This is a genomic window from Schaalia sp. ORNL0103 (assembly GCF_019429565.1).
In the GTDB taxonomy this organism is placed as follows: domain Bacteria; phylum Actinomycetota; class Actinomycetes; order Actinomycetales; family Actinomycetaceae; genus Pauljensenia.
The window spans coordinates 1091325-1104676 of sequence record NZ_JAHXSA010000001.1 but is presented as its reverse complement, the minus strand read 5'-3'; the positions used below and the strand labels follow the sequence as shown (position 1 = coordinate 1104676).

The following is a 13352-nucleotide window of genomic DNA, read 5'->3' as shown; positions in this document are numbered from 1 at the left end:
GGTCCTCCTCGATTATGGGCCTTCTATTGTTCCCTACTTTCGTCTCGCGTGCTCTCCTATGTGCGGTGTGTGCCGACTTCGCCGAAAGCTCAAAACCATCTCCCGCGTGACGAGGTGGGCGCTGCCCGGGTACGTTAGACACGAGGCAGAAGAATCAGCATGAGGAGGAGACGTGAGTATCAACGCCACTGACCTGTATGCCGACGGGCCCGCCGCCGGTGCGAAGGCGAAGATTCTCCTCATCCACTTTGATGGGGCGATTGACGCCGGCGCCGCAGGGCGCATGGCGATCGGCCAGCTCCTGCGCTCCCTGCACAACGAGCGGGTCGCGACCTTCGATGCGGACACGCTCATGGACTACCGTTCGCACCGCCCGATCGTGACCGTGGACAACTGGGTGTCCTCCCCGGACATGGTGATGCCGGAGACCGTTCTTGACCTCGTCGAAGACGATATGGGCAACCCGATCCTGGTCCTGCACGGCGCGGAGCCGGATGCGCACTGGGAGTCCTTCACGAACGCGATCAACGAGCTGTGTGAGCGCGCCGGTGTCGAGATCACCTTCTCGCTGCACGGGGTGCCCTCGGGCGTGCCGCACACGCGACCGACGCCCGTGCACGTGCAGGCCACCGACGCGTCGCTGCTTCCCCCGGGGTCTGGTGCGATCTCGAACCACATGCAGTTCCCTTCGCCGCTGTCCACCTTCATGCAGATCCGCATGGGGCAACGAGGCATTGGCGGGCTGGCGCTGCTCGGCGCAGTCCCGTATTACATGGCGGACACGGGCTACCCGGCGGCCTCCTCGGCCCTGCTCACCTCCTTCGCGAAGTTCGCTGATCTGTCTCTGCCCGTCGGTGACCTCGAGCAGGGGGCCGCGCAGGACCAGGAGAACATCGCCAAGCTCGTAGAGGGAAACCCCGACATCTCGCACACGGTCTCCAACCTCGAGGAGCACTTCGACGCGTGGACCGGAGGGGAGGGTGCGATCCCGCTGCCCGGACTCGGTCAGCGCCCGTCGGCGGGCGGCGAGGAGAAGACCCCGAAGGATATCGGTGACGTCATCGAGGCCTACCTGGCGCAGGTCTCGCGCGCCCAGGACGAGGAGATCGAGTCCGTTCAGCGCGCCCCGCGCACCGAAGAATCCGAGGAACCGTCCAAGCCCGACACGATCGAGGACGTGCTCGCACGCATCGAGGCGCGTCGCAACGGGCACGGTCCCGGCCCCTCGTCTCCGCGTCACCGCGCCTGAGCTCTATCCACGCACCCCGGTTCGCCCGTGCGCATGGATTCACCCGTGCGTTGGAGCGTCAGTCCGCCTGCGGGTATCCCACCTGCGCGTCCGTCAGCGCAGCAGTGCCCGCCACCCAGCGCGCCAAGTCTGCCGGCCTCGTAATGCGGGCCGGGAGAGCGAGCATGCGCAGGGCCCGGTCGATCTGATCAACGTCCACGACGTCGGCAGCAGTCGCGAGGGCGACGACGTTGCCGCGACGTCCCCCTCGCCCCACCTTCGGGTCCTGGATGGAGGCCACGAAAGGGAACACCTCCTGCAGGGCGGCCACGTCCTGACGCGCGTTGGCAGGGCCTCCGTGCGCGCAATTGACGAGGTACACCCCCGAGGCCGCCAGGGCGCGCCGTGCCCGGTCGGCACACTCCACCGTGCGCAGATGATCGGGAGTCACGCCCGACGCGAAGGCATCGCGCACGATGACGTCGAAAGAACCCTCGCGCGCCCCGTCGAGGACCGCGCGCCCATCGCCCACGCGGATCTTGACCTGCGGGGCCTTGGGAATGGGGAAATGCTCACGCACCTGCTCGGCCAAAAGACGGTCGACCTCTACGGCGACGTGGCGCGAATTCGGGCGAGACGAGGACCATGCGCAGGCCAGTGCGCAGGCCGCTCCACCCACGTGGAGCGCGCGGAAACGATCCTGGGGGCCCCACAGAGAGGACACGACGGCGTCCATATGCTGCATGTACTCGAACTCCAAGTACGTGGGGTCCGACGTATCGACCGCGGACGATTCGACGTCGCCCAGGAATAGCGTCGCGCGCGGACCGTCCCAGCGGATACGGGCCGGACCGAAATCCGTGTCGAAGGAGATGTCGCGTGACGAAGATGAGCGTGCCATGGTGGACACTGTAACCATGGACGACGCCCACGGGCACAGGAGGTGACATGTCAAACGCTCCCAGGGACGCGCGCGCCAAACGCGACTGGGGATCGGACGATAGCGCCACGCCGATCCTGCACGTCGACATGGACTCCTTCTTCGCCCAGGTCGAAATGCGCGAGAACCCGAGCCTCATCGGCCGCCCCATCATCGTGGGCGGCACGTCCGGACGCGGAGTCGTCACCTCCGCCACCTACGAGGCCCGCGCCCTGGGCGTGCGCGCCGGCATGCCCACCTCTCGCGCCCGTGCCCTGTGTCCCCACGCGGCTTTCGTCCCCGGCAGCCACGGCCTCTATCAACGCTATTCCCGCCAGGTCATGGCGATTCTCGCCACCGTCACCCCCGACCTCGAGCAGGTCTCCATCGACGAGGCCTTCCTCGACGTCTCCGGGGCGCGCCGCAGGCTGGGATCACCCACCCAGATCGCTCGCCTCATCCGCGCGCGTATCCGCGAAGCCGTCGGGCTGCCCGCATCCGTTGGAATTGCCGCCACCAAGTCGGTCGCCAAAATCGCCTCCTCGCATGCCAAGCCCGACGGCTTGCTCCTCATCCCGCAGGCGGCCACCGTCGACTTCCTCCATGGACTGCCCGTTGGAGCACTGTGGGGAGTTGGGGGAAAGACCGCGGCGATCCTCGATCGGGAGGGGATCGACACGATCGGGGACCTCGCCAACGCCCCACTGACGCGCCTCACCAAGCTCCTTGGCGTCGCCTCCGCCCACCACCTACACGACCTGTCGTGGGGCATCGACCCGCGTCCCGTCGCCCCCACCCGCGCGGAGAAATCGGTCGGCATGGAACGAACCTTCGAGGAGGATGTGCGCTCGCGGGCCGAGATTGAAGAGTTCATCCTGGCGGCCTCGCACGACTGCGCCCGCAGGCTGCGCGCCGGAGGGGTCGTGGGGTGGACCGTGGGCATCAAGATGCGCGGCACCGATTTTCATACGATCACGCGCAGCGTGAGCCTCGTGGCACCCACCGACACGGGGCGCGATATTGCGCAGGCGGCACAGGGCCTGTTTGCTCGCGAGGATATGCCCATCGGGGGAGTGCGGCTCTTCGGCGTGCGCGTGGAGGGGCTGCAGGCGCGCTCGAGCGGCGTCGCCGTCACGCTCGACCGCGATGAGAGGCCCGCCGCCTCCGAGCGTGCGATGGATCAGATCCGTGACAAGTTTGGCGTGGGCGCGCTCGCCCCCGCCACGCTGCTGGGTAAGAAGGTGCCGGGCAGGCGCTCCTTCGGTGGGGATAGCAACGAGGCCGGGGCTCCTCCCGCCGGCCCCAGCGCTCCGGCGCACGGGCAGGGGAGTGGCCACGGCAACGAAGAGCCCACGCAGGGAACGCTCCTGTAAGGCCAGTTCGTCTCAGGCATGTCACACGCGCTAAGCTGAGGACACCACCGTCCGAAAGGGGCACCCAATGGCTCTCACCGAGTACGAGAAGAAGATCCTCGAGCAGATGGAAGCTTCCCTGCGCGAGGAAGACCCGGCGTTGGCCTCTCAGATGTCCGCCCCCGCGGCCGAGGAGGAAGCCGAGCCGGCTCGTGGACCGCGCGCGCCGCGTCGCATCGCGCTGGGCCTGACCGGAGCGGTCCTGGGCATGGTTGTCCTGGTCGCCGCCGTGTCCCTGGGCTACTCGATCCTTTCGATCCTCCTGGGGGTCGCCGGTTTCGCGCTGACGGTCGCCGGTATCCTCTACGCCCTGTCGCGACCGGGAGCATCGTCGTCAGAGTCGGCCGACGAATCGTCCGCGCGTGTCGCAGACAAGAGCAGCGGATGGAGTTCCTTCATCCAGGATCAGGAGCGCCGCTGGGACGACCGTCGAGGCAACGACTAGGCGTTCCATACGACTGATGAAGCGGGGCGAGCCGGATTAGCCGGCTCGCCCCGCTTTAGTGTGCTCCCCATTGTGCTCCCCACTGTGCTCCCCACTGTGCTCCCCACTGTGCTCCCCACTGTGCTCTCCACTGTGCTCCCTGGGATTCCCCACCTCGCTCCCCACTGTCCTCCCCGAGAGTGGCACCGGTGCCCTCTTCACGCTCCCATGCCTCGTGAAAACGCTGCAATAACAACGAATTACGCTTGTTTTGCGCCTCGCTAACGCCTCTGGCAGCCGACGTCCATGACGGCGCGACTCACCGAGTGTGTGCAAGATTTCCCCACTTTTCTCCACCTGATTTTTTCGCTGCAATTCCGCCATTTGTGCTCGATGTATTTCGCGCCACGCCGTAAGTTTCTGCGTAAATATGGGGTTTGGTGGGTTAAAGTGGGGGAAAGTTCCGAACAGGGGAGGGCGGTGACATGTTCCTCGGTACGTACGAGCCCAAGCTCGACGACAAGGGTCGCATGTTCCTGCCCGCGCGCTTTCGTGAGGATATGGAGGGCGGAATCGTCCTCACTCGCGGACAGGAGCACTGCATTTATGCATTCCCTGCGTCGGAGTTCGAGAACATGACCGCGGAACTGCGCCGCGCGCCCCTGTCGTCCAAGCAGGCGCGTGACTGGATCCGCGTGATGCTCTCGGGTGCCTATAAGGAGGTCCCGGACAAGCAGGGGCGCATCAGCGTCCCTGCAGACCTGCGCGCATACGCCGGTCTGGGTCGTGAGCTCGCCGTCATTGGCGCGGGCTCGCGAGCCGAAATCTGGGATGCCTCGGCCTGGCGCGAATACCTCGCGGTCCAGGAGGAGGTCTTCTCCAACACAGCAGAAGAGATTATTCCCGGGATGTTCTGACCCGTACATCCAGGTCTCCGCCCGCTGTTCCGACATCACTTCCCCGGTGGCGGAGCACGGTGGGGGACCTGGGTGGACGGATCGAGGAAGTAGACGTAAAGGAGGCGCGACATGCGCGATGCATCGGAGTCGGTGCGCGATTCGTCGCGCCCCGCGAGCGAGCGTCACGTCCCCGTGCTGCTGCGCGAGTGCCTCGACATGCTCGCGCCTGCGATCGAACGCCCCGGTGCCGTTCTCGTGGATGCAACCCTGGGCATGGGTGGGCACACAGAGGGTGCCCTCGAGCGCTTTGAGGGGCTCACCGTCATCGGCATCGACCGTGACCCGCAGGCCATCGAGCTGGCCTCGGCGCGCCTTGAGCGCTTTGGGACGCGTTTCCGTGCGGTCCACACCACCTACGACAACATCGATGCGGCCGTCGAGGAGCAGCTCGGAGCCGGCGCTCGCGTGGATGGCGTCCTCATGGACCTGGGAGTGTCCTCCCTCCAGCTCGACGAGGCCGACCGCGGCTTCGCCTACTCGAAGGACGCTCCGCTCGACATGCGAATGGACGCGACGAGCGGGCAGAGCGCGGCGGACCTGTTGGCCACCGCCTCAGAGGGCGAACTGATCCGCATCCTGCGTGCTTACGGCGAAGAGAAGTTTGCACCCCGCATCGCCAGGCTCATCATCCGCCGCCGAGACGATGCGCCCATCACTCGCACTGGAGAGCTCGTGGACATCATTCGCGAGGCAATCCCGGCACCTGCGAGGCGCACGGGCGGCAACCCGGCGAAACGCACGTTCCAGGCGCTGCGCGTTGCGGTCAACGACGAGCTGACCATCTTGGAGCGGGCACTCCCGCGGGCGCTGTCCAGTCTGAGGGTCGGCGGGCGCCTCGTCGTGGAGTCCTACCAAAGCCTCGAAGACCGAATAGTCAAAGATGTGCTGCGCCGTGGCTCCACGTCCGCAGCGCCTCCCGGACTGCCGATCATCCCCGATGAGATGGCTCCCAGCCTGCGCCTGCTGACGAAGGGCGCAAACAAGGCCGACCAGGCCGAACAAGACCACAATCCCCGATCCGCTTCCGTGCGACTGCGCGGCGCGGAGCTCATCCGTGAATGGAAGGACCTCGCATGAGTGCAGCAACCGCGAAGGCACGTCCCGCAGCGCGCCCAGAGCTGCGCCGCGACGAGGTTCACGAGCTTCGTCTCGTCCAGGGCACCCGCCCGCGCCGCTCCCTGATGGCTGTCGTGGCCCTCCTCGTCGTCGTCGCTCTGGCGTCTGTGGTGACCTCGATGGTGCTCAACACCCGCATGGCGCAGACCTCCTTTGAGATCCGCGAGCAGCAGCTCGTGCTCAACGAACTGGAGGCGCAGTCGTGGACCATGCGCGCTGAGCTGGACCGTAAGGCCTCGCCGACGGAACTGGAGAAGGCAGCCAAGGCGAACGGCATGGTGCCCGCCGGCAAGTCGGGTTTCATCACGCTTGAGACCGGCACTGTCGAGGCTGGAACCCCCGCGAAGTAACTCGGAGGCGAGTGCCTATGGATACCGTCATCACGCGTTCGCGCTGGGTCTTGGGATTCTTCATCTTTGCCCTGAGCATCTGCGCCGTGCGGCTCGTGCAGCTTCAAATCATTGAAGGTCCGTCCCTGGCCGCCCAGGGGCAGCGTGTGCGCACCTCCTCGACGGAAGTTGCGGCCGCACGCGGAACGATCACCGACGCAACCGGAGTGGTTCTGGCGAACTCGATCCAGACCTACGACATCGCCGTCAACCAGGTGAATATCCGCGCCTATGTGCACCGCGACGATGACGGCAACGAGGTTGGGCGAGGCCCCGCTGAGGCCGCTCGTCAGCTCGCCCCGCTCCTCGCCATGAACGAGGCTGAGCTGGGCGGCATGATGCTGGGTGACTCGACCTACGAGTACATCAAGCGAAACGTCGATGCCGTGACCTACCGTGAGATCCGTAAGCTCGACATCTACGGGATCGAGTGGGAGTCCGTCTTCGAACGCGAATACCCCAACGGCAACGTGGCGGCCCCGGTCATCGGCACGGTGAACGCCGAAGGGCAGGGCTCCTCGGGCATGGAGGCGCAGTTTGATGCCTTTCTGACGGGCACCCCGGGCGCGCAGGCCTTTGAGATCGCTCCTAACGGCGCCGTCATGCCCGGCGGCAAGAAGACGACGGTGGAGCCCAAGAACGGTGGCAACGTCGAGCTGACGCTGCACGCTGACCTTCAGCACCAGGTGCAGGACCTCCTGGACGCGCGCGTCGCGAAGCACCAGGCCGACTGGGGCGCGGTCGTCATCGAAGATGTCGCGACGGGGCATGTCCTCGTCATGGCGGATTCGAACTCAACGGAACCCGACAACGCTAAGCCTCAGAAGGTGCACGCTGTGCAGGACACCTTCGAGCCGGGCTCGGTGGGCAAGCTCGTGACCGTGGGAGCGGCTCTCAACCAGGGGACGATCACCCCGACGAGCGTCTTCCAGGTTCCCTACGCGCTGGATCTGCCCGATGCCGGTGGCCCGATCACGGACTTCCACGAGCACGATGGTGAGACCTTGACGGCGACGGGTGTGTTGGCGGAGTCCTCGAACACGGGAACGGTACTCATCGGTCAGACGATGAGCGATGATCAGCGCTACTCGATGATGCGCGGCTTCGGCTTTGGTCAGGAGACCGGTATCGAGCTGCCCGGCGAATCTGCGGGTCTGCTGCGCAGTGCCGACCAGTGGCAGGGCCGCGATCGCTACGTAACGATGTTCGGACAGGCCTACGCGATTACGGCGATGCAGGAGGCTTCCGCAATCGCGACGATCGCGAACGGGGGAGTGCGCATTTCGCCGCACATCGTGAAGTCGTGGACGAACGCGGATGGAACGGTCGAGGTTCCCGATACCAGCCAGCCCGTGCAGGTCATGGATGCGCAGGCGGCCTCGCAGCTGCTGACCATGATGGAATCCGTCGTTGAGGATGACCTGGGTACCGCTGGCGCCGCGAAGGTCCCGGGCTACCGGGTCGGCGTGAAGACGGGTACCGCAGAGACCGTTATCGACGGCGCCGCGGGCCTCGTGTCGACCACCGCGGGTATTATCCCCGCGGATGCGCCGCGCCTGGCGATCGCCGTGGTTCTCTACAATCCGAAGGTGGCGTCGGTCTCATCTGATTCGTCAGCCCCGCTTTTTGGCGACATTGCGCGTACGGCGGTCGCGAACCTGGGTATCCCCGCGTCTACGGGGTCAGCTAACCTGTATCCGACGACCCCGTGAGTCTGAAGGAGTAAAGCATGCAGGCATCAGCCCAGTGGATCGCTGAGGCAGTGTCGGGTCGCCTCGTGGGGAACGATGTTCCCGTGACGGGGCCCGTGGTGACGGATTCCCGCGAGGCTCAGGCAGGGTCGCTCTACGTTGCGCGCCGCGGTGAGAGTGCCGACGGTCATGCGTTCGTGTCCGGTGCGGCCACGCGCGGCGCGGTCGCCGTCATCGTCGAGCACGAGGTTGACGAGGCCGTGACCCAGATCGTCGTCGAAGATTCGACCGAGGCACTGGGGGCGCTGGCCCGCGCACACGTCGAGAAGCTGCGCAGTGGCGGCGACCTCGATGTCATCGCGATGACCGGCTCCGTGGGTAAGACGACCACGAAGGACCTGCTGCTCCAGATCATGAGCGAGGACGGGCCGACGGTCGCCCCCAAGCTGTCCTTCAATAACGAGGTCGGCCTGCCGCTGACCGTGCTGCTGGCCGACGAGACGACGCGTCACCTCGTCCTTGAGATGGGTGCTTCAGGGCCCGGCCACATCACCTACCTGACGGACATCGTCGCCCCCGACGTGGCCATCGAGCTGTGCGTTGGCCACGCCCACGTGGGTGGCTTCGGCGGTTTCGAAGGTGTTGCGGCTGCGAAGGCCGAGCTCATCAAGGGAACCCGCCCGGGCGGTCCGGTCATCCTCAACACGGACGACCCGAACGTCGAGGCCATGGCGCCGTTGGCAACCGGACGCGTGATCCGCTTCTCGGCGTCGGGCAACGAGCGTGCTGACGTCGTCGCGCGCGACGTGCGCCTCGATCGCGCCGACCGTGCATCCTTCACGCTGGTGACCCCCGAAGGGGAAGCCCCCGTCGAGCTGAAGATCGTGGGTCGCCACCACGTTGCGAACGCGTTGGCCGCAGCCGCCGGTGCGCTCACCCTCGGGGTTGGTCTTGAGACCGTGGCTACTGTCCTCTCGCGCGCTCGTGCGCTGAGCCCGCACCGCATGGACGTCCACGAGCTGCGCGTCGACGGGATGGACCTGACGCTGATCGATGACTCGTACAACGCGAACCTGGATTCGATGCGTGCGGGCATCGCTGCCCTCGCCTCGATTGGTCGCGACAGCCAGCGCATCGCCGTTCTCGGTGAGATGCTCGAGCTGGGCGAGGACTCCCAGTCGCTTCACCAGCAGGTGGGCGCGTTGATCGCCGATGCGGGAGTCGACACACTCATTGGTCTCGGCACAGATGCCCACTACTATCTAGAGGGAGCACCCGACGTGCCCAATCGCGAGGTTGCCGCGGATCCGCAGGATGCCGCGCGGCTTGCCCTGGAACACGCCGAGGACGGCGCAGTCGTCCTCGTCAAGGGTTCTTTCGGTTCGCAATCGTGGCAGGTGGCTGACATCCTGCGGGAGAAGGGAACGACCCGGTGATTGGACTTATTGCCGCGTTTATTATCGCGATGGCCCTGTCCGTGACGGGCACGCCAATCCTCATCCGTTTCCTGGTCATGCACCAGTACGGACAGTTCATCCGCCAGGACGGGCCGACCCAGCACCTCACCAAGCGCGGCACGCCCACGATGGGTGGCGTCGTCATCATCCTCGCGACGGTCGTCGCATGGCTGATTGGCTCTCTTGTCGCCGGTGCTGGGCCGTCGTGGTCCGGCTTGCTGCTGATCTTCCTGTTCGTCGGCCTGGGCGTCATCGGCCTCCTCGATGACGGCATCAAGATCATGCGTCAGCGTTCTCTCGGTCTGCACCCCTCCGGCAAGATCATCGGTCAGGTCGCCGTGGCCTCGCTTTTTGCCTTGGGCACGCTCATCAAGCCCAACGAGTTCGGTGAGTATCCGGGCACCCTCGCGATTTCTTTCGCGCGTCCCACGGCCCTGACCCTGGGCTTTGCGGGCCTCGGTCTGGGAATCGTCCTGTACCTCATCTGGACCAACCTCATCGTGACGGCCTGGTCGAACGCGACGAACCTGACGGACGGCCTCGACGGCCTGGCCGCGGGTGTTTCGATCTTTGTCTTTGGTGCGTACACGTTCATCACCTACTTCCAGCGCATCCAGGCGTGTACGCAGCTCGGTGCGAACCAGGCGAACTGCTACTCGACGCGAGATCCGCTCGACCTGGCGATCTTCTGTGCCGCACTGATCGGTGCCCTTGCGGGCTTCCTGTGGTGGAATGCCTCGCCGGCGCAAATCTTTATGGGTGACACGGGTGCTCTCGCTCTCGGTGGAGCTGTCGCAGGCCTGTCGATCCTCACCCAGACGCAGCTGCTCGCCATCGTCGTCGGTGGCCTCTTCGTCGCCGTCGTCCTGTCCGACGTCATCCAGATCGGCGTCTTTAAGGCCACCGGCAAGCGCGTCTTCCGCATGGCGCCGCTGCACCACCACTTCGAGCTGCTCGGGTGGAAGGAAGTGACGATCGTGATCCGCTTCTGGCTGATCGCCGCGATCATCGCGGTGGCCGGCGCGGGCATGTTCTACGCGGAGTGGGTGTCACTTCGATGAGCCGTTTCGCTGCTGTCGTCGGCTGGGGCAAGTCCGGGCAGGGCGCTGCTGGCGCGCTGCTCGCGCGCGACTGGCAAGTGCGTGCCTTCGACGCGCGCGGGGGACAGTCCGTGTTCTTCGATGACGTCGCCGGCGTCGATGTTCACGTCGACGATAACCCCGAGACCCTTGCACAAGCGATCGTCAAGGCCAGCCCCGACCTCGTCGTCGTGTCTCCTGGTATTCCCGCACACCACCCGGTCTTCTCGGCCTGCGAGGCCGCCGGCATCGACCTGTGGGGCGAGGTGGAACTCGCCTGGCGTCTGCAGGAGGAAGGCCCGCACGCGGGTCGCCCGTGGCTGGTCGTGACCGGAACGAACGGCAAGACGACGACGGTTGGTATGCTCGGCGAGATCCTGCGCTGCGCGGGCGCCAAGGCCGAGGAGGTCGGCAATATCGGTACGCCGATTACGCGGGCGATTGACTCCGACGCCGAGGTCTTCGCGGTGGAGCTATCCAGCTTCCAGCTGCACACGGCGCGGACGGTCTCGCCCCTGGCGTCGATCTGCCTGAACGTGGATGCCGATCATCTGGACTGGCACGGCAGCGTGGAGGCCTATGCGGCCGATAAGGCGCGCGTCTACGAGAACACGATCCGCGCCTGCGTCTACCCCGCGTCTGATCGACGCGTGGAGCAGATGGTGGAAAACGCCGACGTTGTGGAGGGGGCTCGCGCGGTCGGGCTGACCCTCGGCTCGCCCAGCGTCTCTCAGCTCGGCATCGTCGAGGGCCTGCTGGTTGACCGTGCATTCGTGGAGGATCGCGCGCGTCACGCTACCGCCCTCGCGCACATTTCTGACTTGGCGGGGGCATACGGCCCCCACCCGTCCGCCGCGGTCGTGTCGGACGCCCTGGCTGCCGCGGCCCTCGCCCGCGCCTACGGCGTTGAGCCCGAGGCAGTCGAGGCGGGTCTGCGCGCGTTCCGGCCGGCCGGACACCGTCGCGCGATTATCGCCCACGCCGCGGACCTGACCTGGGTGGACGATTCGAAGGCGACGAATGCGCACGCGGCGCGCGCCTCTCTCGCCGGACTTCCGCCGCGCAGCGCGATCTGGATCGTCGGTGGCGACGCGAAGGGACAGGACTTCACGGAACTGATCCGCCAGGTCGAGCCGACGCTGCGCGGTGTCGTCGTTATCGGCGAGGAGCGCGCGCCTCTCGTGGAAGCGCTGCAGGCCGGTGCACCGAACGTCCCTCGCGTCGAGGTCGACGGCCACGAGGATTGGATGTTCTCGGTCGTCAACGAGGCCGTGGCACTGTCCATGCCGGGCGACACCGTCGTGCTCGCCCCGGCCTGCGCGTCATGGGATCAGTTCGATAACTACGGCCAGCGCGGTGACGCATTCGCCGATGCGGTGTCGCGCCTGGCGGCTCAGTGGGGGAGCGCCGGTGGCGACGAATAAGCGCGGCTGGCACATCCCGACGGTCACCCTGCCTCGTATCCGTTTCGGGTCGGGCCAGGAACGCAAGGACGACCCGGCGACGACGTACTACCTCGTGATTCTGCCGGCTCTTCTGCTGTCGGTGTTCGGCCTCATCATGGGTTTTTCCGCGCAGACCGTGACCGCGATCGCGCAGGGGGAGAACCCCTACACGGCGTACGCTCGACCGCTCATCATCATTCTTGTGTCGCTCGTGATCGCGACGATTGTCCTTCTCGTGCCACAGCGGTGGCTCATGAACCTGGCTCCCGTCATGTTCGTGGGCGCGCTCGGCTTCCAGTCCCTGGTCCTCAGCCCTCTGGGACGCTCGGAGGGCGGTAACGCGAACTGGGTGAAGGTGGGCCCGATCATGGCCCAGCCCTCAGAGTTCCTCAAGCTTGCGCTCATTGTCTTCTTGGGTTTCATGGTCTCGAAGTCGGCGTCCAAGCGCGGTGATTGGAAGGCGATGAGTCTGGCCGTCGGCCTGCCGATCCTGACGGCGCTCGGCGCGGTCATGCTGGGTCGAGACATGGGCACCGCGATGGTCGTGGCTGTTGGTGCGCTGGGAGCGATGTGGGTGGCCGGTCTGCCTAAACGCTGGTTCGGCGGACTCGTTATGCTCGCCATTCCGACGATGGTGCTGCTCGTGTTGTCGAACCCGACGCGTATCCGCCGTATTTTGGCGATCCTTCCGGGCACCTCGAAGGGGCCGGATGAGTCCGCTCCCGAACAGATCGACCACTCGCTGTGGGCGTTGGGCTCGGGTGGCCTGACCGGCCTCGGGCCGGGAGCCTCGCGCGAGAAGTGGAACTACCTGCAGGCCGCGCACACGGACTTCATTTTTGCGATCGTCGGCGAGGAATTTGGCCTGCTTGGTGCCCTCGGCGTGCTCCTGTGCCTGGGCCTGCTGATCTGGGGCATGTTCCGCGTGGCGCGCGAATCTTCGGATCTGTTCGTGACGATCGTGGCCTCGGGCGTGGCCTCGTGGATTGGCATCCAGACGGTCATCAACGTCCTGTCCGTGACGGGGCTGGGACCGGTTATCGGCGTGCCTCTGCCGCTCGTGTCCTACGGCGGTTCGTCGTTCCTGTTTACGATCACCGCGATCGCCGTCGTCGCCTCTTTTGCTCGAGCACGCGCGGGTATTTGGATGATCGGCCGCCCCGACGAGGCCTCGGCTGGGCGTGATCCCCGCGTCGCTCCTCGCCGTCGCTCGGCGCGCTAAGACGCCTGCGG

General features: G+C 66.1%; 12 protein-coding genes. 11 read left to right on the top strand and 1 reads right to left on the bottom strand.

What is annotated here, in order from left to right; all coding sequences use genetic code 11:
• Positions 1-172: 172 nt before the first annotated feature.
• Positions 173-1249, top strand: coding sequence for a PAC2 family protein (locus tag JJJ16_RS04885; RefSeq protein WP_219751590.1), 1077 nt, complete (start codon positions 173-175; stop codon positions 1247-1249).
• A 58-nt stretch (positions 1250-1307) separates the two neighbouring features.
• Here the strand turns inward: JJJ16_RS04885 and JJJ16_RS04880 are convergent, their stop codons facing one another.
• The gene (locus JJJ16_RS04880; RefSeq protein WP_219751589.1) at positions 1308-2147 is read right to left on the bottom strand and encodes a spermidine synthase; all 840 of its coding nucleotides are present in this window, start codon (positions 2145-2147) and stop codon (positions 1308-1310) included.
• Between the two features lie 29 nt (positions 2148-2176).
• On the opposite strand from JJJ16_RS04880, the gene dinB reads away from it, so the two are divergent.
• From dinB to JJJ16_RS04830, 10 genes are all read left to right on the top strand, one after another.
• Positions 2177-3520, top strand: a complete 1344-nt coding sequence (gene dinB, locus JJJ16_RS04875; protein ID WP_219751588.1) for a DNA polymerase IV — start codon at positions 2177-2179, stop codon at positions 3518-3520.
• A gap of 67 nt (positions 3521-3587) precedes the next feature.
• Positions 3588-4004, top strand: coding sequence for a DUF3040 domain-containing protein (locus JJJ16_RS04870; RefSeq protein WP_219751587.1), 417 nt, complete (start codon positions 3588-3590; stop codon positions 4002-4004).
• A gap of 464 nt (positions 4005-4468) precedes the next feature.
• Entirely contained in the window at positions 4469-4900 is a 432-nt protein-coding gene (gene mraZ / locus JJJ16_RS04865) for a division/cell wall cluster transcriptional repressor MraZ (RefSeq protein WP_003792696.1), read from the top strand.
• Between the two features lie 111 nt (positions 4901-5011).
• Positions 5012-6019 carry a 16S rRNA (cytosine(1402)-N(4))-methyltransferase RsmH gene (rsmH, locus tag JJJ16_RS04860; RefSeq protein WP_219751586.1) on the top strand — a complete coding sequence of 336 codons (1008 nt, stop codon included), beginning with the start codon at positions 5012-5014 and terminating at the stop codon, positions 6017-6019.
• Complete coding sequence (locus tag JJJ16_RS04855) at positions 6016-6408, top strand: membrane protein (RefSeq protein WP_034464322.1); 393 nt, start codon at positions 6016-6018, stop codon at positions 6406-6408. The genes rsmH and JJJ16_RS04855 overlap by 4 nt, the downstream gene beginning before the upstream one ends.
• 17 nt (positions 6409-6425) lie before the next feature.
• Positions 6426-8159: a peptidoglycan D,D-transpeptidase FtsI family protein gene (locus JJJ16_RS04850; protein ID WP_219751585.1), complete on the top strand. Its 1734-nt coding sequence runs from the start codon at positions 6426-6428 to the stop codon at positions 8157-8159.
• Positions 8160-8176: 17 nt separating this feature from the next.
• Positions 8177-9574, top strand: coding sequence for a UDP-N-acetylmuramoyl-tripeptide--D-alanyl-D-alanine ligase (locus JJJ16_RS04845; protein WP_219751584.1), 1398 nt, complete (start codon positions 8177-8179; stop codon positions 9572-9574).
• Positions 9571-10656 (top strand): phospho-N-acetylmuramoyl-pentapeptide-transferase, encoded by a 1086-nt coding sequence (gene mraY, locus JJJ16_RS04840; RefSeq protein WP_219751583.1) that lies wholly within the window; start codon positions 9571-9573, stop codon positions 10654-10656. The genes JJJ16_RS04845 and mraY overlap by 4 nt, the downstream gene beginning before the upstream one ends.
• The gene (murD, locus tag JJJ16_RS04835; RefSeq protein WP_219751582.1) at positions 10653-12098 is read left to right on the top strand and encodes a UDP-N-acetylmuramoyl-L-alanine--D-glutamate ligase; all 1446 of its coding nucleotides are present in this window, start codon (positions 10653-10655) and stop codon (positions 12096-12098) included. The genes mraY and murD overlap by 4 nt, the downstream gene beginning before the upstream one ends.
• The gene (locus JJJ16_RS04830) at positions 12046-13341 is read left to right on the top strand and encodes an FtsW/RodA/SpoVE family cell cycle protein (RefSeq protein ID WP_219751987.1); all 1296 of its coding nucleotides are present in this window, start codon (positions 12046-12048) and stop codon (positions 13339-13341) included. The genes murD and JJJ16_RS04830 overlap by 53 nt, the downstream gene beginning before the upstream one ends.
• Positions 13342-13352: the final 11 nt, after the last annotated feature.